The sequence below is a fragment of the Bifidobacterium rousetti genome, assembly GCF_008698235.1.
In the GTDB taxonomy this organism is placed as follows: domain Bacteria; phylum Actinomycetota; class Actinomycetes; order Actinomycetales; family Bifidobacteriaceae; genus Bifidobacterium; species Bifidobacterium rousetti.
The window spans coordinates 401,720-423,373 of sequence record NZ_PEBH01000001.1 but is presented as its reverse complement, the minus strand read 5'-3'; the positions used below and the strand labels follow the sequence as shown (position 1 = coordinate 423,373).

General features: G+C 68.0%; 16 protein-coding genes. 10 read left to right on the top strand and 6 right to left on the bottom strand.

What is annotated here, in order from left to right; translation table 11 throughout:
• The first annotated feature begins 269 nt into the window (after positions 1–269).
• The 4 genes from CSQ85_RS02050 (at position 270) to CSQ85_RS02035 (ending at position 5,868) form a co-directional block, all read left to right on the top strand.
• The gene (locus CSQ85_RS02050) at positions 270–959 is read left to right on the top strand and encodes a PadR family transcriptional regulator (RefSeq protein ID WP_150382630.1); all 690 of its coding nucleotides are present in this window, start codon (positions 270–272) and stop codon (positions 957–959) included.
• Positions 956–1,735, top strand: coding sequence for an ABC transporter ATP-binding protein (locus CSQ85_RS02045; RefSeq protein ID WP_150382629.1), 780 nt, complete (start codon positions 956–958; stop codon positions 1,733–1,735). The genes CSQ85_RS02050 and CSQ85_RS02045 overlap by 4 nt, the downstream gene beginning before the upstream one ends.
• A complete protein-coding gene (locus CSQ85_RS02040) occupies positions 1,735–4,872 on the top strand; it encodes an FtsX-like permease family protein (protein ID WP_223846768.1) in 3,138 nt (1,045 codons plus the stop codon). The genes CSQ85_RS02045 and CSQ85_RS02040 overlap by 1 nt, the downstream gene beginning before the upstream one ends.
• Positions 4,873–4,944: 72 nt before the next feature.
• Positions 4,945–5,868, top strand: coding sequence for a deoxyribonuclease IV (locus CSQ85_RS02035; RefSeq protein WP_150382739.1), 924 nt, complete (start codon positions 4,945–4,947; stop codon positions 5,866–5,868).
• Between the two features lie 4 nt (positions 5,869–5,872).
• Here the strand turns inward: CSQ85_RS02035 and CSQ85_RS02030 are convergent, their stop codons facing one another.
• The 3 genes from CSQ85_RS02030 to CSQ85_RS02020 all read right to left on the bottom strand — a co-directional run bounded on the left by CSQ85_RS02030 (position 5,873) and on the right by CSQ85_RS02020 (position 9,389).
• The gene (locus CSQ85_RS02030; RefSeq protein WP_150382628.1) at positions 5,873–6,802 is read right to left on the bottom strand and encodes a cobalt transporter; all 930 of its coding nucleotides are present in this window, start codon (positions 6,800–6,802) and stop codon (positions 5,873–5,875) included.
• A gap of 196 nt (positions 6,803–6,998) precedes the next feature.
• Complete coding sequence (locus CSQ85_RS02025; RefSeq protein WP_150382627.1) at positions 6,999–7,523, bottom strand: hypothetical protein; 525 nt, start codon at positions 7,521–7,523, stop codon at positions 6,999–7,001.
• Between the two features lie 261 nt (positions 7,524–7,784).
• Positions 7,785–9,389, bottom strand: a complete 1,605-nt coding sequence (locus CSQ85_RS02020; protein ID WP_150382626.1) for a S10 family peptidase — start codon at positions 9,387–9,389, stop codon at positions 7,785–7,787.
• Positions 9,390–9,724: 335 nt separating this feature from the next.
• Here CSQ85_RS02020 and CSQ85_RS02015 point away from each other — a divergent pair, with 335 nt between their 5' ends.
• From CSQ85_RS02015 to CSQ85_RS02000, 4 genes are all read left to right on the top strand, one after another.
• A complete protein-coding gene (locus CSQ85_RS02015) occupies positions 9,725–11,782 on the top strand; it encodes a KUP/HAK/KT family potassium transporter (RefSeq protein ID WP_190972840.1) in 2,058 nt (685 codons plus the stop codon).
• Between the two features lie 101 nt (positions 11,783–11,883).
• A complete protein-coding gene (locus tag CSQ85_RS02010; RefSeq protein ID WP_150382624.1) occupies positions 11,884–12,648 on the top strand; it encodes a TetR/AcrR family transcriptional regulator in 765 nt (254 codons plus the stop codon).
• Between the two features lie 296 nt (positions 12,649–12,944).
• Positions 12,945–13,796, top strand: coding sequence for an SDR family NAD(P)-dependent oxidoreductase (locus tag CSQ85_RS02005; RefSeq protein ID WP_150382623.1), 852 nt, complete (start codon positions 12,945–12,947; stop codon positions 13,794–13,796).
• Between the two features lie 82 nt (positions 13,797–13,878).
• Positions 13,879–14,307, top strand: a complete 429-nt coding sequence (locus CSQ85_RS02000; RefSeq protein ID WP_150382622.1) for a hypothetical protein — start codon at positions 13,879–13,881, stop codon at positions 14,305–14,307.
• Positions 14,308–14,434: 127 nt separating this feature from the next.
• On the opposite strand, the gene CSQ85_RS01995 is transcribed toward CSQ85_RS02000, so the two are convergent.
• A complete protein-coding gene (locus CSQ85_RS01995; protein WP_150382621.1) occupies positions 14,435–14,857 on the bottom strand; it encodes a peptide deformylase in 423 nt (140 codons plus the stop codon).
• Positions 14,858–14,994: 137 nt separating this feature from the next.
• Here CSQ85_RS01995 and CSQ85_RS01990 point away from each other — a divergent pair, with 137 nt between their 5' ends.
• Together CSQ85_RS01990 and CSQ85_RS01985 are read left to right on the top strand one after the other, a co-directional pair.
• Positions 14,995–16,320 carry an exonuclease SbcCD subunit D gene (locus CSQ85_RS01990; protein WP_150382620.1) on the top strand — a complete coding sequence of 442 codons (1,326 nt, stop codon included), beginning with the start codon at positions 14,995–14,997 and terminating at the stop codon, positions 16,318–16,320.
• A 21-nt stretch (positions 16,321–16,341) separates the two neighbouring features.
• Entirely contained in the window at positions 16,342–19,770 is a 3,429-nt protein-coding gene (locus CSQ85_RS01985) for an AAA family ATPase (protein WP_150382619.1), read from the top strand.
• 48 nt (positions 19,771–19,818) lie between these two features.
• On the opposite strand, the gene CSQ85_RS01980 is transcribed toward CSQ85_RS01985, so the two are convergent.
• Positions 19,819–20,778 carry an aldo/keto reductase gene (locus CSQ85_RS01980; protein WP_150382618.1) on the bottom strand — a complete coding sequence of 320 codons (960 nt, stop codon included), beginning with the start codon at positions 20,776–20,778 and terminating at the stop codon, positions 19,819–19,821.
• A gap of 194 nt (positions 20,779–20,972) precedes the next feature.
• On the bottom strand, positions 20,973–21,626 hold the full coding sequence (locus CSQ85_RS01975; protein ID WP_150382617.1) for an isochorismatase family protein: 654 nt from the start codon (positions 21,624–21,626) through the stop codon (positions 20,973–20,975).
• Positions 21,627–21,654: the final 28 nt, after the last annotated feature.

Here is a 21,654-nt window from a genome sequence, read left to right as displayed (position 1 = left end):
CAGCGCAACAAATTCCCGAAATCACCCTTGATTCCGCGAGATTGTTGCACTGACTCTGACTCAGCGCAACAATCTTCGGAAATGGCCGGAGATTTCGGGAAATTGTTGCGCCACGGAAGGGGATCGGCGCGTGTCGGAAGTGGTTACTGAGTAACCTATGGATTATTGGTTACTGAGTAACCTTGTAAGTGGTTGGTTGCTCGGTAGCCGTTGTTGTCGACGATATGGCGGCCGCAAGCGAGCGGCCGTGAAAGGGGAATCCGGGAATCATGGCGATCAGGGAGGCGCTGCTCGCGCTGCTGGAGCGCGGGCCGGCCAACGCATACCAGCTCAAGAAGGACTTCGACCGTACGATCGGCCTGACCTGGCCGCTCAACATGGGCCAGGTGTCGACCACGCTGCAGCGTCTCGGCCGTGACGGGCTCGTCGAGGAGCAGCCGGTCGCCGACCGGCCGGCGGACAAGGGTGCGACGGGGGAGGGCGGCGCAACGGACGACGCCCCCGCGGCGAGATCGCGATCGCGCGCGCAGTCACCCGCGCCGATATGGCGGCTCACCCCGTCGGGGCGGAGGGAGCTCGAGCGATGGTGGCGCTCCCCGGTCACACCGGAGCAGCGCGGCCGCGACGAACTGGTCATGAAACTGGCCGTCGCCGTCGAGGTGCCCGGACTGGACGTGTCCGCGCTCATCCAGCACCAGCGTCACGCCCTGCAGCAGCTGCTCCACGACGTCACCCGCCTGCGGCGGAACACCCCCGCAGACGAGGTGTCCACACGGCTCGTGCTCGACCATCACCTGTTCATCACCGAGGCGGAGCTGCGATGGCTCGACACCGTCGACGCGGCGCAGCTGCGCGCGTCGGTCCGGCGTGCGAAGGCCGTGACGGATGCCGCACCGGGGCCGGCGAACGATGTGAACGACAAGGACAACGCGAGCAGCAGGGAGGGGATCCTAGCATGAACACCGCCGCAACCGCCGCAAACACCACCACCACAACCGACGACAGCGGCACGCCCTACGTCCTCGAACTGCGTGGCGTGACCCGCGTCCACGGCGAGGGCGTCCGCCGCGTCGTCGCGCTCGACCACGCGAACCTCACCCTGCGCCCCGGCGAGTTCGTCGCCATCATGGGCCCCTCCGGGTCCGGCAAGTCGACGCTGCTCAACATGGCCGGCGGGCTCGACGTGCCCACCGAAGGACACGTGCTCGTCGAAGGGCGTGATCTGGCCGCGATGAGCGTGGCCGACCGCGCCGCCATCCGCCGCAGGTTCGCCGGATACGTCTTCCAGGACTTCAACCTGCTGCCCTCGCTCAACGCCGTCGAGAACGTCTCGTTCCCGCTCGAACTGGACGGCTGGAAGCCCGCCAGGGCGCGCCGTGCCGCCATCGCCGCGCTGCGCGAGGTCGGTGTGGCCGAACTCGCCGACCGCCGCCCCGAGGACATGTCCGGCGGGCAGGCGCAGCGCGTCGCCATCGCCCGCGCGCTCGTCGGCCCGCGACGCCTCCTGCTCGCCGACGAACCGACCGGCGCGCTCGACTCCAAGGCGGGCGTGACGGTCCTCGAGGTGCTGCGCGCCCGCGCCGATCAGGGCGGCGCCGTGCTGCTGGTCACCCACGAACCGCGGTTCGCCGCATGGGCCGACCGCACGGTCTTCATCCGCGACGGGCGGATCGTCGACGAAACCGGGCCGAGCGACCTCGACGACCTGCTCGACATCGAGGAGAGGGATCTGTGATGGCCGCGATCAGAACCGCATCCACACCGACCATACCGGCGCGCATCCACCGATACCGCACGGCCCTGCGCCTCGGATGGCGCGACGCCCTGCGCCACAGGGCGCGCACGATCCTGTCGATCCTCCTGGTCATGCTGCCGATCGCGGCGATGGTCGCCACAGTCGGCATCACCTCCTCCGCGCCTCCCACCCGCAGCCGCGCGCTCGCCTCCATCCCCGACGGCGTGCAGGCGGTCGTCACCGCCACCGCCGTCAACGCGGACACCCCGTTCCCGCAGCTGCCCGAAGGCGCCGCCGGCACATGGATGGACGACCCCTCCATCAGACCAGCCAGCGCCGAAAGCATCGGCGACATCCTGCCGAGGGGAGACCGGCTGCTGGCGTACTGGAAGTCGGAGCAGCTCATCGCCACCACCGGCACCGCGCTCGAACCCGGCGAGCAGGCCAAGGCCAGCGAGGGCGCCGGTACCGACAAGGACGTCGACCTGTCCACCGCCACCACCGCGACGATGACCGAGGCCGTGGCCGACGCGCTGCCCAAGCTGATGCCGAGACTCGCCACCGGCAGGGCGCCCGCCGACGACACGCAGATCGTGATCGGCGCGGCCCTGGCGAAACGACTCGACGTGACCGTCGGCGACACCGTCACACTGGTCGCGCCCCCGTTCGACGGGCTCATGGGCGCCAACGGACGCATCGGCGAGGTCATCGCCGACTCCCAGCGCGCATGGACGGTCAGCGGCATCACCACGGACGACGACAACCGCGCATGGGGCCTGGAAGGATGGCTGTCCGCCATGGTCGAGGCGGACCCGACCGGCGTCGACGGCCACTACCTCGTCATGGGCGACCGGCCGGTCACCTGGCGGCAGATCAGACGGCTCAACACATCACAGGTGTTCGCCGTCTCCCGGTACGTGCTGACGGACGGCTATCCCACGGCCGACGAACTGTATCCCGCGCCCATCGACCCCGAACTGCTCGCCCAGCGCATGGTGACGGTCGTCATCACGCTGCTGCTCGGCGTCACGCTCGTCCTGTTCCTCGTCACCCCCGCGTTCACCGTGTCCGCGGACCAGTCGCGTCGCATGCTCGGACTGGTCGCGGCCTCCGGCGGCGCGCCACGCGACCTGAGGCGCGTGATCTCGTCGCAGGGACTCGCGATCGGACTGATCGGAGGCGTGGCCGGCACGGGGCTCGGCTTCGCGCTCGCCGTCGCGGCGGCGCCGTACACGGGCGGCATGCAGGGGGCCACGCACGGGGAGGTCCTCGCCGGGTTCCCCTATGCGATCCTGCCGGTCGCGGTCCTGTCCGCCGTCGTCATCGGCTTCGCCGCCACGTTCCTGCCGGCGCGCACGGTCGCCCGCATGAACCCGGTCGACGCGCTGAAGGACCGGCCGACCAGAGACCGGGGATCCGCGACAGCCGCAGGCCCGGCCCATTCCCGTCCCGTCCGCATGCGCCGGCTGCGCGGGGCCGTCGCATGCCTCGCCGCATGGTCGGGACCGCTGTTCATCGTCCTGTCCGTCATCTGCGGCGTGATCGGGCTGCGTCTGAACGCGCCGGCGTCCGACGGCGGGGCCGACCCGCTCGGCGGCATATCATCGGGGATCAACGCGCGTACAATCCTCCTGGCCGCCACGATCCTGTCCGCGATCGCGGGACTCGTGCTGCTGATGCGCGCATTCGCCGGCTGGTGCGGTGTGATCGGCACGCGCATGGGCGTCGGCCCGAGGCTCGCCCTGCGCGACGCCGCCGAACACCGGGGACGGTTCGTGCCGGCCGCGTGCGCGGTGCTCGTCACCGTCTGCATCGCCTCGTACATGACCGTGATCACCGGATCCACGACGGAATCGCAACATGAGCGCACCTCCCAGTTCGTCTCCGGCACGGGGATGCTCATCGCCACCGAAGTGCCGGTCAACAACGCGTTCGACCGGGCGGTGGTCCGCGACGCCATCAGCCGTCTCGCCAAGAGCACGCCCGTCACGGCCCATCACCCGGTCTATTCGGAGGACTACCGGCGATGGCACAAATCCACCGACAACGGCACGAGCGAGGAGACCGTAAGACTCAACGCCGAACACGGCTACCGTTATGCGACGACGCTGCTGCCGGAGGATCGCGACTGCGACCACGACAGCCCCGTCGACAATCCGAACACGACACGGCAGGACGCCGCCTCCGCGCTGTTCCCCGGCACGCCGGTCACCTGCGTGCCCATCGCCGAGTCCTATTCGTCGTCGATCTACGGCGCCGGCTCAAGTTCCACCTCCTTCGAGAATTCGCTGATCCTCGACGGCGACGCGATGCGCATCTCCGGTTTCCCGAACGCCAACGAAGCCGCCCGGACGCTCGACGAAGGCGGCGTGGTGGTCGGCAACGCCGGCATGATCGACGACAACGGCATGGTGCGCGTGGCCGTATCCGCATCCGCGAACCCGGACGCCGACGGCGCGACGGACGCGACACGGATCGTCAAGCGCAGGGCCGTGTTCGTACGCGGCTTCCAGAGGCTGGCGATGAGCCCCGCGACCGCGCGGCAGCTCGGCATCACCCACCTGCGCTACATCGGCGAATACGTGCAACTCGCGTCGCTGTCCGGCCGGTCGCCGGCCACGTCGCTGACCTCGGCGATCGCCACATACACGATCACGCAGCAGGTCTCCGCACAGGTCAAACAGGCGAGCCCCCTGAGCGCGATCACCGGCGACGTCTACCTGCTGCCGTGGCTGGACCACATGGCGTTGATCCCGATCGCGCTGCTGGGCGCGCTGGCGCTGCTCGCGACCGCGATCTCCCTGCTGCTGGCCCGCACCCAAGTGCGGCGGGACATGGCCACCATGCATGCCGTGGGCGCCTCGCCGCGCTTCCTGCGCCGGTTCGGCGTCACGCAGGCCGCGGTGATCCTCCTCGCCGCGGTGCCCGCCGGCATGGCCTCCGGCATCGCGCTCGGCTATTATCACGTGGCGTGGAACCGCATGATCGGAGCCGACGACACCGGCTATTGGCTGCGGACCGTGCCGATCTGGCAGCTGCAGGTCGCGATCGCCCTCGGCGTGACGGCGCTGGGGCTGCTGCTCGCATGGTGCGTGACCCGGCCGCCGCGCGACCTTGTCCGCCGGTATGCCGACTGAACGGGCGGTTGTGTAAGGTGAACGAAGACCATGACCGCCGACAGGCGCGACGAAAGGGGATCGGCAATGACCATGGATTCGGGTTCGAACGGCGACTCGCTGTACATCGGCTCCCACCTGTCCACCGCGGGCGGATGGAAGGCGCTCATCAGGCGCTCGCATGACGAGGGCGGCACCGCGTTCGCGTTCTTCCCGCGCTCGCCGTACGGCAAGCGTTCCAAGGCGCTCGACCCCGCCGGCGCTGGGGAGTTCGGCCGTGCGCTCAAGGCCGAGGGGTATGGGCCGCTGGTCGTCCACGCGCCCTACGTGTACAACCTCGCCGGCAAGGACCCGGCGAAACGCGAGTTCGCGATCCACGCGCTCGTCGAGGACATGACGCTGCTCGGTGCGATCCGCGCGGCCGGCCAGGAGACGTATCTCAACATCCACCCCGGCGCGCACGTCGGGCAGGGCGCGGAAGCCGGATGCCGGCTCATCACTGAGGGGCTGGACCGGGTGTTCGAGATGCTGGCGGACGGTGAGAACGGTGCGGACGGTACTGGCGGTACGGATGCCGCCGCCGGCGTCATGATCCTGCTCGAGACCATGGCCGGCAAGGGCACCGAATGCGGACGCACCTTCGAGGAACTGCGTACGATCATCGACGGCGTCGACTCCGCCGTGCGCGAGCGTGTGGGCGTCACCTTCGACACCTGCCATGTGTTCGACGCCGGCTACGACCTGCTTGGCGACTACGACGGCGTGATGGCCTCGCTCGACGGGACCATCGGCCTTGACCGGGTGAAGGCCATCCACGCGAACGACTCCCAGTTCGGACTCGGCTCGCACAAGGACCGCCACGCCAACATCGGCGAAGGCAAGCTGGGCGTCCCGTTCTTCACGAGGCTCGTCAACGACCCGCGCATGGCCCGCCTGCCGATGATCCTCGAGACCAAGGAGGTCACCGAGACCACGCACCGTGAGGAGATCGCCCTGCTGCGCGGCCTGCGCAAGTGACGCCCTATCGCCGGAGCGTCGCCGTCAGCGTGCTCTCCGCCGCTTCGGTGCCGGACCAGACGCCGGCCCCGCGCGTCCAATCCATGCCGTTCGCATGGACGGCGTCGACCCCGTATTGTTGCGCGTGCGAGACCAGCCATGTCGCCGCCTGCCATCCGCGCCGCCTCGTCTCCGTTTCGGACAGGCCCGCGGGCAGGGTGAACGTCAGCGTCGTGTCGGAGGCCGATCCGTCACCGTTGTCGTCGGATTGCGGCGAGCGCGCGACCCCGATCGACGGGAACAGGCTTTGGAACGCCGAAACCAGCCCGTCCGGATCGGCCGTGGCCCGCGTATGAAGCGAACAGGTGACGCCGGCCGCGACCTCGCCGGTCAGCGCGGACGCCCATGCACGGGCCATGCCGTCCCATTGCGCGTACAGGTCGGGGTAGCCGGAACGCTGCACCGCCTGCGCGGCGTCCTCCACGGGGATCGTCTGCCAGTTCGCGACCTTCACCAGCCCGTCGTAGAAGGCGTTCGTCGCGTACGTCTCGTCCATCAGCTGCTCGAGGGTGCCCCAGCCCTGACTCGGACGCTGCTGGAACAGGCCCACCGAATCGAGGTCCCCGTAGTCGAGGTTGACGAGTTTCGACTCCTGCATGGCCGTCGCGATCGCGACCGTGGCCGCGTGGTCCTGCAGCCCGCGTCCGATGGCGATCGCCGTGATGTGCGAGGCGTTGCGCGTCTGCGTGAGGGTCAGCGGGTAGGTGCCGGACGAGGCCGTCGTCGTGCAGTAGTCGGCGGGCTTGGACGCGCTCTGGCGGTCCGCCCCGGCGCGCGACCAGATGAACACGGCCGTGAAGGCGAGCGCGACGACGCACACCACGGCGATCGACGTCAGGACGGCGGTCCGGATCGTTGCCGTCCCTCGTCCTTCGCCCGTTCCGTATCGCGCCATTCCGCCTCCTCGTATGTCTTGGTGGTACGGCCCGATGGCGCCGCCCGTCATCATGATCGGTCGCATGCGGCCGCGGGACGCATCGGTTATGCCCGCCTTCCTGTGGCATTATCGCAGAGCATGCCACAGGAAGGCCACGGCGACATATCGGGGTCGACCCTGAGATTTCCTGATTCTACCGGTTCGCCGGAAGCCGTCAGAACGATTCGAAGATGCGGTAGACGCCGTCTCCGTCACGCACGATGAGGAGGGTGTCGGTCTCGCTGTAGGGTTCGTCGCCCGCGGGAACGGGGAACGAACGGGTCCTGCTCGTGAGATAGTGCGGCCTGCCCGAAAGGGCGGTGATGTCGATCGGGGCCGTGGAACGGAGATTGTCGGCGGTCTGTGTGATCACGGCCGATTGGTCGGCGGTCAGCGCGCCAGTCCGGTAGTTGTCGTCATCAAGGATGGTTCCGTCGACGTCCGCGCCCGTCCGCATCCGTATGACCGTGTAGCTGTACCCGTCGCCGTCGAATCCCTGATCCGACTCGTGTTCGGTGACGACGGCGCCGGTGGGGAAGCGGACTCCCCAGTCCCGGGACAGTTGCGCGAGCGGTGCGAAACGCGACTCCCATGCGGCGTGGAGCCCGATGCCGATGCCGGCGAACGCCACGGCGGCGGCGAGGAGCCACGCCGCCAACGATTTGCGGGTGATGCGCCGTCCGCCTTCATGCCGCGTCATGACGGGGCCTCCGATCGGTTCAAATTGGATGACAATATGATCCTATTGTCAATCGATATCGTCTTGATATGGGAGCACCTCATCGTTCACAGGATCCGCAACGGCGGCCGGTGCCACGCCCGATGATCCGGCATGAAACGCGCGCACGCCGTATCGGACAGCATGTTGAACATCATGATGTCCGATACGGCGTGCGCAGAATCAACAACGTGTTGAGTAATCGGATGGGCCGTCACCCATATGTCGGCTACAGGCGGATGGCTACAGCCGGATGTAGGGGGCGACAGCCGCAGGCCGCTCGTCGATCGCGCGCAGGCCCGCGACGTCGGCGGCATAGAAGCGCTTCAGGTCGTCGGAGAACTTGGCGAGGCTCGGCTCGGACGAGTACAGCATGTGGCCGGCGGGGTAGTAGGTGAACGCCACGTTGCCCTGCAGCGGCCTCGGCAGCCCCAGGTGGTCGATGTCGTACTCGGTCTGGAAGAACGGCGTGCACAGGTCGTAGACGCCGTTGCCGACGAGCACCTTGAGCGTCGGCTGGTGGGCGATCGCGGCCGCGAGATCCGGCACCACGTTCGGGAACGGGATGTTCCGCCCCCACGACGACTTGGTCATGTCGGGCTGCTTGTGCCACCACGTCCAGCCCTTGCCGGGGGTGGTGGCGTCCCAGTCGAAGTCGGCGAACCCGACGCGCTCGGGCGTCCTGTCCCAGCCGAGTTCGTCGCGCAGGTAGGCGTTGGCGAGGCTTGAGTACGCCGGGTCGAGGAACGCGTCGTCGACGACGAACGTCTCCTCGTCGTTCATCCGGTCGAGGTCGTATCCGGCCACGCGGCCGTCGTACCGGCCGACGATCCGGCCCTCGTCACGCAGCAGCTCCTTGCGGAAGCGCATGTCGACCACGCGAAGGTCGGAGTCGACCACGTACTTCGCGTCCAGACCGGTCAGCTCGGCGTAGCGTTCGGCGACCCGGCGCTTGACGTCGTCGGGCAGGGACGCGCCCGCGGCCAGCGCGAGACGCAGCGGGCCGTTCGCGAACGCGCGCGCCGCCTCGAGATGCGCGGCGAGCTCCACGTCGCTCGCCGCACGGCCGTGGTACTTGGCGACCGACGCGAAGGTCGGGAAGTAGCCGACGTAGAACTGGTCGGACGTGTCGAGCGTGTAGGCGTAGTCGAGGATGTTCGAGATGAGCGTCAGGCCGTTCAACGTGACGCCGTCCTGCTGGAGGCGGTAGGCGAGCGCGGCGCCGCGGGTCGTGCCGTAGGATTCGCCGAGCACGTACTTGGGGGAGTTCCAGCGGCGGTGTGCGGTCAGGTAGGCGCGGATGAACGCGCTGAACCCGGCCACGTCGCCGTCCACCGACCACAGTTCCGGCTTGGCGGCGTCGAGGATCTCGGAGAAGCCGGCGCCGGGCGCGTCGATGAACACGAGGTCGGAGGCCGGCAGCAGCGTGTGCGGGTTGTCGGCCAGCCGGTAGGGCGCCGCGGGCACGGGCGCCGCGTCCGGCACGTCGATGCGCTTCGGGGCGACCGACCCCATGAGCAGGAACGTGGTGGCCGAGCCGGGGCCGCCGTTGAAGACGAACGTGACCGGGCGCGCGGGGTCGACCCGGTCGTTGGCGTCGAGCAGTTCGAACGAGGCGTAGAAGACGCTCGCCGCCGGCTTGACCTTGGGCGTGTCGATGAGGATCGTGCCGACCTTCGCCGCGTAGCGGATCTCATGCCCCTCGGCCTGCATGGTATGGAACGTGGTCCTCTCGCAGGGCTCGGGCAGTCTGGCGCCCGCGGCGGGCGCCGCTGCGGTCCGGTTCGCCGACGGATCCCCCGTCGCGGTGTTCGCGCGTGTCGTCGCGGTCTCGTTGGTATCGGCCATGATGGTTCCCTTCCGTCTGTGGTCTTTTTGCGGTCTTGATCGGCGGGCCCGATCGGCCCGGCCGTAGGCGTCGTGGGCGTCGTGGGCGTCGTATGCCGGGGCGGGGCAGTTCGCCGACCACTATAGCCGCATGATTCCGGTCGGCGGGTGATTGCGCCGACCGGGCGAGTTATCGGGTGGACGCCTGTGTACCTGTCGAAAGACGATGCGTTCCGATGCGGCTAGAATATGGCGCTGGTGAATCCCACGGCCGTCAGGGGAGTTGGTCGGACGGGTCCGGGAGAACAAGCCGATCGGCGCCGCATCGCGCCGGCGTCAGGGGGGAGCGAATGGGAATGTTGGGGATCAGACGAAAACAATCTTCCGGCGTCAGGAAGGACGGCAGGGAGAGGAAGGCGTTCGACAAGGCCACGCCGGCCGGCATGCTCATCGCGGTCGGCATCGTCTACGGCGATCTGGGCACGAGCCCGATCTACGCGCCGAAGGCGCTGATGCTCGCCCAGGGCGGACGGCTCGACCGCTTCCAGATCCTGGGATCGCTGTCGCTGGTGTTCTGGTTCATGCTGCTGGTCGTCTCCATCAAATACGTGTGGACCGTGATGAACGCCGACAACGACGGCGAAGGCGGCGTGTTCGCCCTGTTCGCCGCGGTGCGTCGGTACTGGAAACAGGCGGCCCCGTTCGCCATGATCGGTGCGGCGGCGTTCCTCGCGGACAGCGTGTTCACACCCGCGGTCAGCATCACCTCCGCCGTCGAGGGCCTCGCCTCGATCCCCGCTATCGGCGGCGGCGCCTACTGGTCCGAGGAACTGTCGATGATGATCGCCATCGCCATCATCGCCATGCTGTTCCTGAGCCAGCATGCCGGCACGAACCGGCTCGGATCGCTGTTCGGACCGATCATGACCGTCTGGTTCACGTTCATCGCCGTGATCGGCGTCATGAACATCGTCACGCGCGACTGGACCGTGATCCGGGCGCTCGACCCGACGATCGGCATCCGCTTCCTGTTCTCCGACGAGAACAAGGCGGGCGTGGCGCTCATGGGCAGCGTGTTCCTCGCCCTGACCGGCGCCGAGGCCCTCTACGCGGACATGGGCCACGTCGGCCGCGGCAACATCCGCGCCAGCTGGCCGCTGGTGAACCTGACCCTGATCTGCTCGTACTTCGGCCAGGGCGCGTGGATGCTCGAAGGACACCGCGTGGCCGTCCCCGACGCCGCCCCGTTCTTCCAGATCATCCCCGAACAGGTCCGCCCGTTCGGCGTGATCCTCGCGCTGACCGCCGGCGTCATCGCCTCCCAGGCTCTGATCTCCGGCGCGTTCACCCTGATCGCGGCGGCCGACGGCCTGAGCTGGCTGCCCCGCCTCAACATGCGCTATCCGGGCGTGAGCAAGGGGCAGATCTACATCCCCTCCGCCTGCGCCATGCTCGCGGCGCTCGCCGTCGTCGTGGTGCTGTACTTCAGATCCTCGTCGGCCATGGAGGCGGCCTATGGTCTGGCGTTGACCGTGGCCATGCTCATGATCACCGTACTGCTGTTCGAGTTCCTGTGGCGGGTCAGGGGCAAACGGCTGAGCGCGCTCGTCTCCTGCGTGCTGTTCGGGGCGATCGAGCTGCTGTTCCTGTCGGCCGCGGCCGCCAAGTTCATGGAGGGCGGCTACATCACGGTGCTCATCTGGGGCGTGCTGTTCGGCGTCTTCCACATCTGTTCGCGAGGCAGCCAGCTGGAGGCGTCCGACCGGGGGCACGTGCACGCCGAGGACCTGTCGCACATCCTCACCGCGGCCATGGCCGACAAGCGGCGTGATCTGGTCGCGGACAACCTCGTGTACCTCACCGCGGACCCGAGCATGAAGGAGGTCGAGAAGGACGTGGCCGCCAGCATGACCCACCATCGAGGCCACGCCTATTGGATCGTCACCCTCATCCAGTCCGAACGCCCGTTCGAACGCCGGTGGAAGGTCGTCTCATACGGGCAGAACCTGCATCGTGTGATCATCATCCTCGGCTACAAGGAACCGCAGTTCTACCTGCGCCAGTACATGGACGCCATCATGGCGGACATGCTCTCCCGCGGCGAGATCGCGCGCATCGAGCCGCAATGGCCCAAGCTCGCCAACAGGAACGAGCGGCTCGGCATCGGCAGCGTCCGGTACGTGCTCATGCATCGCGTGGTCAGCCCGGAATCGTCCCTGCCGGACTCGGACCGCACCCTGCTGCGCAGCTACCAGTGGATCAAACGCGTCGTCAGCCGGCCGGTCGAATGGTTCGGCTTGGAGACCAACGATCCGCTCGTCGACACCGTGCCCGTATGGAGCGGCAGCGACAGGCCCATGACGATGGAACGCGTCGAGGCCAAGGGGCGCGGTCCGGCGCAGACGGCGAGGTGATCCGCTTCGGATGGGCGTCGACGCGGGCCGACGGCGCTGCGGCCGATACCATGGATGGCATCCACATGCGGGCAATCGCACGGTGAACCAAGGGAGGCGCGATGGCGGAGAACGTTGCAGGGCAGGGCAAGGACGCGGACTCGACGCGGAGGACGGCGGATCGTCCGGGCTCGCAGCGCGGCGTATCGGTCAAGGCCGCCGTCGCCAGGACCCGCTGGCAGCGTCGCAAGCGGATCGCGACGCGCAGGACCATCCGTGACACCGCGCTGCGCCTGTTCGAGGAGCAGGGCTACGACGCGGTGACCACGCAGCGCATCGCCGCCGAGGCCGGCATGTCCCAGATCACGCTGTTCAGGTATTTCCCTTCCAAGGAGGATCTGGTCATCGGGATTCCCTCCGACGGTGAGCTGTTCGCCGATCTGAGGCGTGAGCTTGGCTCGCGTGCGGACGCGTCCCCGGTCGCGTTCGCACGGCGTGTGATACCGCAGATCCTCGGTTCGGTCGAATCCGACCAGCTGGAGGGGCTGGCGTCGCGGCTGCGGATCGTGCGGTCCAACGGGGCGTTGCGCGCGGCGCTGTATGCGCGAGTGCCCCGATGGGCGTCGGCCGTTGCCCGTGAGTGGGGGAGCGCGGGCTCCTCCGCGGTCACGCCTGCCAATGCCTCCGCCGGCGACGACAGTTCCGATGGCGACGGCGATGATGCGTCGCCGGTCGATTTCGCCGTGCGCCTGTCGATCTCCTTCCTCATCGACTGCACGATCGAGACGCTGCTGGAGTGGTCGCGTCGTTGCGACGTCGAGCAGGGCGACAAGGCCGATCTGCTGGTCTCGGTCGCCTCCGAGGCCATGGCGACCGTATTGCGTTGAGGGTGCGGCTTCCCTATTGAGACCGTCACACGCCGTTTTGATTCATATGAAGGTAAATATCATTTGAATCAAAACGGCTGAAAATCAACGATTTGACGATTATCGGACCGACCGTGTCCCAGCTTTTCTCATTTCATATGATTGCGGCTTTCATATGAGAGGATCACCAGTGGAATCACATATGACAACTGCTTACATATGAATCACACTCAGTGAGTCCCACCAGTCTTCTGTGTTAGTCTCGCCCCAATGGCCGAGGCGGGGTCGCCGCGGCATTGATATGAACGGAGAACGACATGGCTGACGCCACGATTTTCGACCAGTACCCGCTCGACCAGTGGAAGGACCCGGATCACCGCATCATGGGCCGGTTCTCGCTGGAGGGCAAGAAGGGATTCGTCACCGGAGGCGCGGGTGGTCTCGGCCGCAACGTGGCCGCCGCATGGGCCGAGGCGGGCGCCGACGTGGCGATCGTCGATCTGGAACGCACGAAGGACGCGCTCGAACCGCTCGCGCAGGAGCTGTCCGCGCGATACGGTGTGAACGTCGTGCCGCTCTACTGCGACGTGTCCGACAAAGAGCAGGTCGAGGCGCTCAGGCAATCGCTGGTCGACGAGCTCGGCACCGTGGACGTCGCGTTCCTCAACGCCGGCGTGAACGTGCCCGGCGACGACGCGGACGAGCCGTACGAGGTGTGGCGGAAGACGATCGACATCAACCTGACCGGCGCGTACCTCACCGCGCAGATCGCCCAGCACATCATGCGCGAGCACGGACACGGCGGATCGCTGGTGTTCACGTCGTCGCTGTCCGCTCACAACGCGAATTTCATCGCCGGTGGCCCCTCGCCGGTGGCCGCGTACGGCGCGTCCAAGGCGGGCGTCTACGAGTACGCGCGCTATCTCGCCGCCGCACTGGCGCCGTACGGCATCCGGTCGAACACGGTGTCCCCCGGATACGTGTGGTCAGGCATCTTCGAGGGGCGCATCGTGCCGGAGGCGCACGACATGATGACCGCCCCGGTGCCGATGCGCCGGTTCGGCACGAACGAGGAGATCGCCACGGCGGTGTTGTTCCTCGCCAGTGACGCCTCCTCGTACGTCACCGGCACCAACCTGCAGGTCGACGGCGGCTACTCCGTGTACTGACCGGGGGTACTGACCGGGGTGACCCGCCGGCATCGGCCCCGCACGGCGACGCGCGCCCGATGCCGGCCCGAAAGGAGACGATATGACGCCGATCGAACTGTCCACACGCCGCAGGGTGACCGGGCTGACCTCGGACGAGTTCGCCAGACTGTTCGCCACGATCGAGAACAAGGTGAACGGCGAGAACGCCCAGTGGGACGCCGCGGACGTCGAGTCATGGGAGATCGTCGGATCGCCGGTCACGGCCGACCAGCATCTCGTCGACACATTGGGTGCGGCGAACGAGTTCGTCGCAACGTTGGCCGATCAGATATACCGCGCCACAATGCCGGTCACGACCGACACCCGGCTCGTCGCGTACGGCGACAACCTGACCTTCTGGGCCGAGCACCCCGGTTTCGGCGGCATGCCGTACGCGCTGTGGAACATCGCCGCGCTGCAGGCCGTCGAATGGATCCGCAAGGAGACCGGCGTCATCTGCGAACTGGAGGCACGCCACCCGCTGACGTGACCGACAGTCATGGCCCGGCATGACGATATGCTCAACACGTTGTTGATATTGTCTTGGCCGATGCCGATCATCACCATGTTGATCAGTCTGACAAGTTCGAGGCGCCGGAACAGGCCCGTTTCACTCCTCAGATCAGGACGCCGTCGCAGTGGTCGATCTCATGCTGGATGATCTGCGCGGTGAACCCCTCGAACATGGCTGTGCGCTCGCGGAACCGGCGGCTCAAGTAGGTGACGGTGATCCGCTCGTAGCGCACGGCGGGCCGCATGCCGGCGAGGGACAGGCATCCCTCCTCGGTGCGGTATTCGCCGCCCCGCTCGACGATACGCGGATTGAACATCGTCATGTTCCGGCCCGTGGCCTCGTCATGGAACACGATGATCCGCCTGCGCTCGCCGATCATGTTCGCGGCCAGCCCCACGCACGAGTCGGCGTGCGCGGCCAGCGTGTCCGCGAGGTCCGCGGCGATCCGGCGATCCTCCTCGGTGTCGGCCGCCGGCTGCGAGGCGACGGACAGGAACCGTTCGTCGGTCATGATCGGTTGCTGCATGGTGATGTCCTTTCCCTTTTTCCTTGCTCCCTACGGTATGCCACCGTACGCGGGCCGCACGTGATCGGTCAAACCGCACGCCGGAGTGTTTGTCCGGTTTATGGTGGAGACACACGGAACACCGAAGGGAGATCCATATGCGTGTGCTGCACACATCAGACTGGCATATCGGGCGCAGGTTCAAGGGCGTGGACCTGCTGGGCTACCAGCGTACGGCGTTGGAATGGCTGATCGACCTCATCGAGCGCGAGCGGGTGGACGTGCTGTGCGTCTCGGGGGACGTCTACGACCTGTCCGTGCCGTCGGCGGAGGCGGTCCGCCTGTTCGGCGAGATGTTCGACCGTCTCGGCCGCGTCGAGGTCGACGGCCGCCCCTTGGAGATCGTCATCACGCCCGGCAACCATGATTCCGCGATCCGTCTCGGCGCGGGGGCCGGGCTGATGCGCGGCAACGTGCACCTGCGGTGCGATCTCGACGGCATCGGAGAACCGGTCATGGTCGACCGTGACGACGAGCGGCTCGCCGTGTACGCGCTGCCCTACCTCGACCCGGACGCGGCCCGGTCCCGGATGCAGGCGCTGCTGGACGAGGCCGGGATCGACTACGCGATCCCCAGATCCCATGAGGGCATGATGCGCGCCGCGCTGCGGCTCGTCACACGCGACCTCGCAGCCCGCCGGGCCGGCGGCCGCAAGCCGACGGCCGTGCTCATGGCCCATGCGTTCGTGTCCGGCGCCACGCCCAGCGACTCCGAGCGCGCGATCACCGTGGGCGGCGTCGACAGCGTCCCCGTGGCGCTGTTCTCCCGGTCAGGGCTCGACTATCTGGCGCTCGGCCATCTGCACCGACCGCAGCGGGTGACGATCCCGGACTCGCCCGCAGGCGGATCGGAATTCGATCTCGGGGCCACGCCCGAGGCCCGATACAGCGGGTCGCTGCTGGCCTATTCGTTCTCCGAGGCGTGCACGCCGCCGGCCGAGGGCAACGGCAAAAGCGTGGTGCTGTTTGATGTCGCCGACGGCGAGGTAGCCGATATCCGCACGGTGCCGGTGGAATCCGGCGAACCGGCGTTCGTGCGTCTGGAGGGTTCGATGGACGAGATCCTCGGACCTCTCGCCGACGGACATCGGGACGACTGGGTGTCCGTCACCGTGCACGCCGACGAGTTCCCCCAGGGCATCTATCAGAAGATCGACGCCCGCTACCCGCACGCGCTGGAGAAGAACATCGTCTACGACCGCCGCACGGCCGTCTCGGACCGGCGCACGGTGGACCTGAGGAAGACCCGTTCGGAGATGGACGTGCTCGAACAGTTCGTGCGCTATCACCTGCACCGGGACCCGGATGCCGCCGAGCGGCGGGTGCTGCGTTCCGCCGTGGAGGACGTGCGCGCCAGGCACGCCGAGCATGCCGGAGACACGGCCGCCACGCGCGGCGACGAGGACAGGCACGGGGACAAGTAGGACAGGGAAGGGATATCCGATATGAAGCTCATCGCCATGAAATTCCGCGGGTTCGGACCGTACCGGAACGAATACGCCATCGACTTCGCCGCGCTGACCCGCGGCCACATGTTCCTCATCGAAGGGCAGACCGGCGCCGGCAAGACCACGATCCTCGACTGCCTGTCGTTCGCCCTGTACGGGACCATCTCCGGCAGCGACAGCCTGACCGCGGTGGGCGACAGGCAGCGCGTCCGCTCCCGCTTCCTGACGGACGAGCGCGTGGAGACCTACGTCGATCTGATCTTCCGTTCGGGCGACGACTACTACGAGGTGCGTCGCACACCCGCCTACGAGCAGCCGAAGGCGAGGGGCGAGGGGACCACGACGCACAAAGCGAGCGCCAAGCTCATGCGTCTCGATCGCGGCATCGGCGCGCTGGCCGAGAAGCGGGTCAACGACCCCGAACGGTTCTTCGACTACGCCGAGCAGGCCGGCCACGCCGAGGCGATGTCCACGCGCGCGGATGAGGTGGGCGAGGAGATCCAACGCCTGATCGGCCTCGACCGCAGGCAGTTCGCCCGCACCATCATGCTCGCCCAAGGGCAGTTCGCCATGTTCCTGTCCATGAAACCCGAGGACCGCACCGAACTCGTCAAGGACCTGTTCGGCGCCGAGGTGTACGAGCATATTCAGGATCGGCTTGTCGAACGCCGAAAGCTGATGCAGGGAGAGACGAACCAAGCCGCCTCGACGCTCGTCGGCGGCATCGCCGCCGCCAGACGGACCGCCGCGGACATCCTCGAACGGGGAGCCGCGCCATCGGACGACGACACGTCCGGCACCGAACCCGCCGAGTCCGCCGCAAACGCGGGGGATGCCGACGGCACCGCATCGTCGGACGCCGGCACGTCCGATGACGACGCCCCGGACACCGGCCTGCTCTCCAACGAACGCTGGGGGCTCGACCGCGACGATGACGGCAGGCTCGCCTTCCCCGCGCACGAGCCGGACGAGATCGCCGCCGCGCTCCATCGCACCGTCGACGACGTCGACACCGCGTGCGACAAGCTGATCGACGATTGCGGCAAGGCGTCGGCACAGGCCAAAGCCGCTCTCGCCTCGGCGCGTGACCGTCACGACGCGGCGCTCGCGCTGTGCGACGCCGCGCAACGGGAACGGCGTGACGTGCTCGCGCTGCGCGAGCTGCGTGGAAAGGACGTATCCATCGACGAATCCCGTCGAAGCCTCGAACGGGCGGCCGCCGCCCAACCGCTCATCGACCTCGACCGCGAGCTCGCGTCGCTGACGGCGAAGCGGGACCTTCTCGGCAAGGCAGCCGACCGGTTGCGCAGCCAACTGGACGAACTGCCCGCCAAAACCGATCTGGAGGCGGAACACGACCAGGCGCTGCACGACGCCGCCGACGCACAAGCCGCCCGCGGCGACCTCGACCGTGCCGGAGAACATGAGCGGCTCCTCGACGCGGTCGACCATGCACGGCAGGACCACGACCACGCGAAGACGGAACTCGATACGGCGGGAACGTCTCTGGAACAGGCGAAGCAGGCGCTTGACGCGCTGCCCGCCGCGCAGGACGTCGACCGGCGGCTGCGGGACATCGCCGAGAAGCTCGGCGGCGAGGAGGGACTGCGCAGGGAGCTCGCCCTCGCCGAGCAGGCGCTCGGCCACGCGGTCGACGCCGAACGCCTCGAACAGCGGATCCCCGAGCTGGAGCGCGAACGCCAACAGGCCGAGGACGCGCAGGCCGAGGCCGAGCACACGCTCCGGACGGTCAGGAACGACATCGCGCAATCCGGGGCGGCGCAATACGCCGCGCAACTTCAGGACGGCCTGCCATGCCCGGTGTGCGGCAGCCTCGACCACCCGCACCCGGCCGTCGAACCGGACACCCAGCGCAAGGCCGACGAACTGGAGGAACTGGAGCAGCGGGTCAGGGAGAAGCGGGACGCCGCCGAACAGGCGCGCAAAGACGTGGGCGACGCGCGACGTGATCTCGACTCCCACCGCGAACAATGCGGGCGGCGCTCCGTCGAACAGTCCCGCGCATACGTCAGGGAGATCACCGACCGGCTCGAGGCGCTGAAAACGCTCCACGACCGGCAGGGCGAACTCGAAGCGAGCAGGAAGGCCATCGCCGCGGCCGAACAGTCGGCCCAAGCCGCCGGACAGCACCTCGCCGCGGCCCAGACCAGGGAAGCGGAAACCCTCAAGGCGCTGACGAACGCCGAACGACAGGCCGCCGGGCACACCCGCGAATCCATCGAGGCCGAACGCGAGAACGCCCGCATCCGGCTTGAGCGGGCGGAAAGCCAGCAACGGAAGGCCGACCAGTTGAAACAGGCCATCGACGAACGGGACCAATTGGACAGGCAGTGCGCGGAGAAACGGACGCAGGCCCGGACCGCCGCGCAAGCCGTCGACGAGGCGGCCGGAAAGCTGGACAAGGCCCTGTCCGACAGCGTGTTCGCGACCGTGCGCGAGGCCGAGGACGCCGGGCTGTCCGAGGACAAGCAAGACGGTCTGCAGGACGCGATCCAACGGCATGACGACGCGGTGAGGACCGAGCAGGCGAACCTCACGCGATCCCGCGAGGACCTGCACGGCAGGGTCGAGGCCGTCACGGGTGAGAACCGCCGCGCATTGGGCCTGCCGGACCCGACGGGACTGCCGACCTCGGCGTATTCGGACGACGGCGAACCCACGCCGCTGGGCGCCGCCATCGACGCCATCGACACCGCCGCGCTCCGTTCGGCCGTGGACGACGCCGAACGGCGGGCCGCCGAGGCCGACAGGCGCGCCGGTACGCTCGACGCGCTGCATGACAGTTGGAGGACGCAGGTCGCGGCCATGGACGCCGCCGTCGACCGTTGGGCGGCGAAGATCGATGCGTTCGAGCCGGTGCGGCGTATGGCGGATCTCGCGAACGCCGACCGCGGCACCCTGTCCGAACGACGGATGACCCTCATCACGTTCGCCATCACCGAACGGTTCCGCGACGTGCTCGACAGGGCCAACGAACTGCTCGCGGACATAAGGGGCGGCATTTACGAGCTGCGGCTCGACGAGAGCGGTACCGCGCCGGCCAATGCGAAGACCGGGCTGTCGATCACCGTGTTCGACCGGCGCACCGAACAGGAGCGCAATCCCGGAACCCTGTCCGGCGGCGAGACGTTCTTCGTCTCGCTGGCGCTCGCGCTGGGGCTCGCCGACGTCATCCAGGCCGAGAACGGAGGGATCGCGATGGACACGCTGTTCGTCGACGAGGGGTTCGGCACCCTGTCCGAGGATTATCTGGCCGACGTGATGGGGATGCTGCGCCGCATCTGCGCCACCCGCGACATCGGCATCATCTCCCACGTCGACTGGCTCAAGGACCAGATCAACGAGCGGATCACCGTCGGCAGAGTCACGCCGAACGGGGAGAGCCGTCTGCAAGTGACGGCCTGATGCCATGATCGTGTGGTTCGCGGGTTCGCCGCGAACCACACGATGCCGTCACTTCGTGAACGGCTCGGACGCCTTGTCGAGCGCGGCGACCTCGTCGGTGGTCAGGTCGAGGTCCACGGAGGCGAGGAGCGCGGGCAGCTGCTCGGGCGTGCGCGCCGAGGCGATGGGGCCGGCGACCTGCGGGCGGTGGCGCAGCCATGCGAGCGCGACCGTGGCGATCGCCGCGCCGTGCGCCTTGGCGACCTCGTCGAGCGTGTCGACCAGCGCGAAGCCGTCGGCGTTGAGGTAGTCGGCGACCATGCCCTGGCGTGCCTTGCCCTCGGCGTCCGCGGCGGAACGGTACTTGCCGGTCAGGAAGCCGGCGGCCAGCGAGAAGTAGGGGAACACGGCGAGGTTCTCGCGTTCGGCGACGGGGGCGAGCGTGCGCTCGTAGTTGCCGCGGGCGACGAGGTTGTAGTGCGGCTCCAATGCGACCGGCAGCGCGTAGCCGTGCTCGCGGGCGATGCGGAACCATTCCTCGATGCGGTCGGCCGTGTAGTTGGACAGGCCGATCGCACGGACCTTGCCGGCCTTGACGAGCTCGTCGAACGCGGCGGCGGTCTCCTCGAGCGGGGTCGACTTGTCGTCGAAGTGCGCGTAGTACAGGTCGATCGCGTCGACGCCGAGACGCAGCAGCGACTCGTTGGCGGCGGCGATCACGTTGTCGTGGCCGAGACCCTTGTACTGCGGGTGTTCGCTGACCTTCGTGGCGATGACGACCTTGTCGCGGTTGCCGCGCACGGCGAGCCAACGGCCGAGGAGGATCTCGGATTCGCCGCCCGCGTTGCCCGGCGCCCACGCCGAATACACGTCGGCCGTGTCGATGAAGTTGCCGCCGGCCTCCACGTACTCGTCGAGGACCCTGCGGCTCGTCGCCTCGTCGCTGGTCCATCCGAACGTGTTGCCGCCCAGTACCAGCGGGAACACCTCGAGGTCGCTGTCGCCGACCTTCACACGCCTGTCGCTCATGATCGTCCTTTCGGTTCGTGCCTTCGTTCGCCCGTCGTCCCCGGCGGGTGCCGGACGGTTCCTTTGCCGTCCCTGCCTTCAACATTATGGCGTTTCGACACATGCGCTATGCCGATGCCGGTATTCATCCTGCTTATGGCGAAATATTCCCGGAAGGCATGACGTCGTCATCCGGGAACGTCCGGCCCTGGCCGTTATCGCGTCTCGGTCTGCGATTCGGCGAGCGTGACGCCGGCCCCGGCCATCTCTCCGCGTGCCGCGACGCCCAGCTCCTCGCTGACCGGAACGGTCAGGTCCTCGAACACGTTGACCTGGTATCCGAGACGGAGCGCGTCGAGCGCGGTCTCCTTGACGCAATGCGATTCGGCGATGCCGACCACGTCCACCCGCGTGACGCCGGTGGCCTTGAGCGCGTTGGCGAGCGTATGTCCCGCCTCCTGCGCGGCCTCGACCTCGGCGCGGCTTTGGATGCTCTCCGTGTTGTCCTCGATGCCCTCGAAACCGGAGTAGGCCGCCGAATACTGGCCCTTCTTGAAGTGGTGCGCGATGCCGAGCCCCTCGATCGCGGGATGCAGCCGCGCGTTCGGGCTGCCCGCCCTGCCATGCACAGGCCACGTGTCCACGAAATCGGAATGATCGGACCAGTGCGCTCCCGGCTCGATGTGCCAGTCCTGCGTGGTGGCGATGAACGCGTAGTCGCCGCGATGCCGCCGCACGTATGCGGCGATCCGTTCGGCGACCGCGTCGCCGCCATCCACGCCGAGCTCGCCGCCCTCGCAGAACGTCGGCTGCACGTCCACCACGATCAGCGCCTTCGCCGCCCCGTCCGTCTTCGTCGTCTCGTTCATGTTCTGTCTCCTTGTCGTTGATGCCGGG

Coding starts and splice junctions, on each gene's coding strand:
- CSQ85_RS02025 (WP_150382627.1), bottom strand. CDS start 7,523: ATGACGCGGCATGAAGGCGGACGGCGCATCACCCGCAAATCGTTGGCG.
- CSQ85_RS02005 (WP_150382623.1), top strand. CDS start 12,945: ATGGCTGACGCCACGATTTTCGACCAGTACCCGCTCGACCAGTGGAAG.
- CSQ85_RS02020 (WP_150382626.1), bottom strand. CDS start 9,389: ATGGCCGATACCAACGAGACCGCGACGACACGCGCGAACACCGCGACG.
- CSQ85_RS01985 (WP_150382619.1), top strand. CDS start 16,342: ATGAAGCTCATCGCCATGAAATTCCGCGGGTTCGGACCGTACCGGAAC.
- CSQ85_RS02040 (WP_223846768.1), top strand. CDS start 1,735: ATGGCCGCGATCAGAACCGCATCCACACCGACCATACCGGCGCGCATC.
- CSQ85_RS01980 (WP_150382618.1), bottom strand. CDS start 20,778: ATGAGCGACAGGCGTGTGAAGGTCGGCGACAGCGACCTCGAGGTGTTC.
- CSQ85_RS02035 (WP_150382739.1), top strand. CDS start 4,945: ATGGATTCGGGTTCGAACGGCGACTCGCTGTACATCGGCTCCCACCTG.
- CSQ85_RS02000 (WP_150382622.1), top strand. CDS start 13,879: ATGACGCCGATCGAACTGTCCACACGCCGCAGGGTGACCGGGCTGACC.
- CSQ85_RS02015 (WP_190972840.1), top strand. CDS start 9,725: ATGTTGGGGATCAGACGAAAACAATCTTCCGGCGTCAGGAAGGACGGC.
- CSQ85_RS02045 (WP_150382629.1), top strand. CDS start 956: ATGAACACCGCCGCAACCGCCGCAAACACCACCACCACAACCGACGAC.
- CSQ85_RS01990 (WP_150382620.1), top strand. CDS start 14,995: ATGCGTGTGCTGCACACATCAGACTGGCATATCGGGCGCAGGTTCAAG.
- CSQ85_RS02050 (WP_150382630.1), top strand. CDS start 270: ATGGCGATCAGGGAGGCGCTGCTCGCGCTGCTGGAGCGCGGGCCGGCC.
- CSQ85_RS01995 (WP_150382621.1), bottom strand. CDS start 14,857: ATGCAGCAACCGATCATGACCGACGAACGGTTCCTGTCCGTCGCCTCG.
- CSQ85_RS02030 (WP_150382628.1), bottom strand. CDS start 6,802: ATGGCGCGATACGGAACGGGCGAAGGACGAGGGACGGCAACGATCCGG.
- CSQ85_RS01975 (WP_150382617.1), bottom strand. CDS start 21,626: ATGAACGAGACGACGAAGACGGACGGGGCGGCGAAGGCGCTGATCGTG.
- CSQ85_RS02010 (WP_150382624.1), top strand. CDS start 11,884: ATGGCGGAGAACGTTGCAGGGCAGGGCAAGGACGCGGACTCGACGCGG.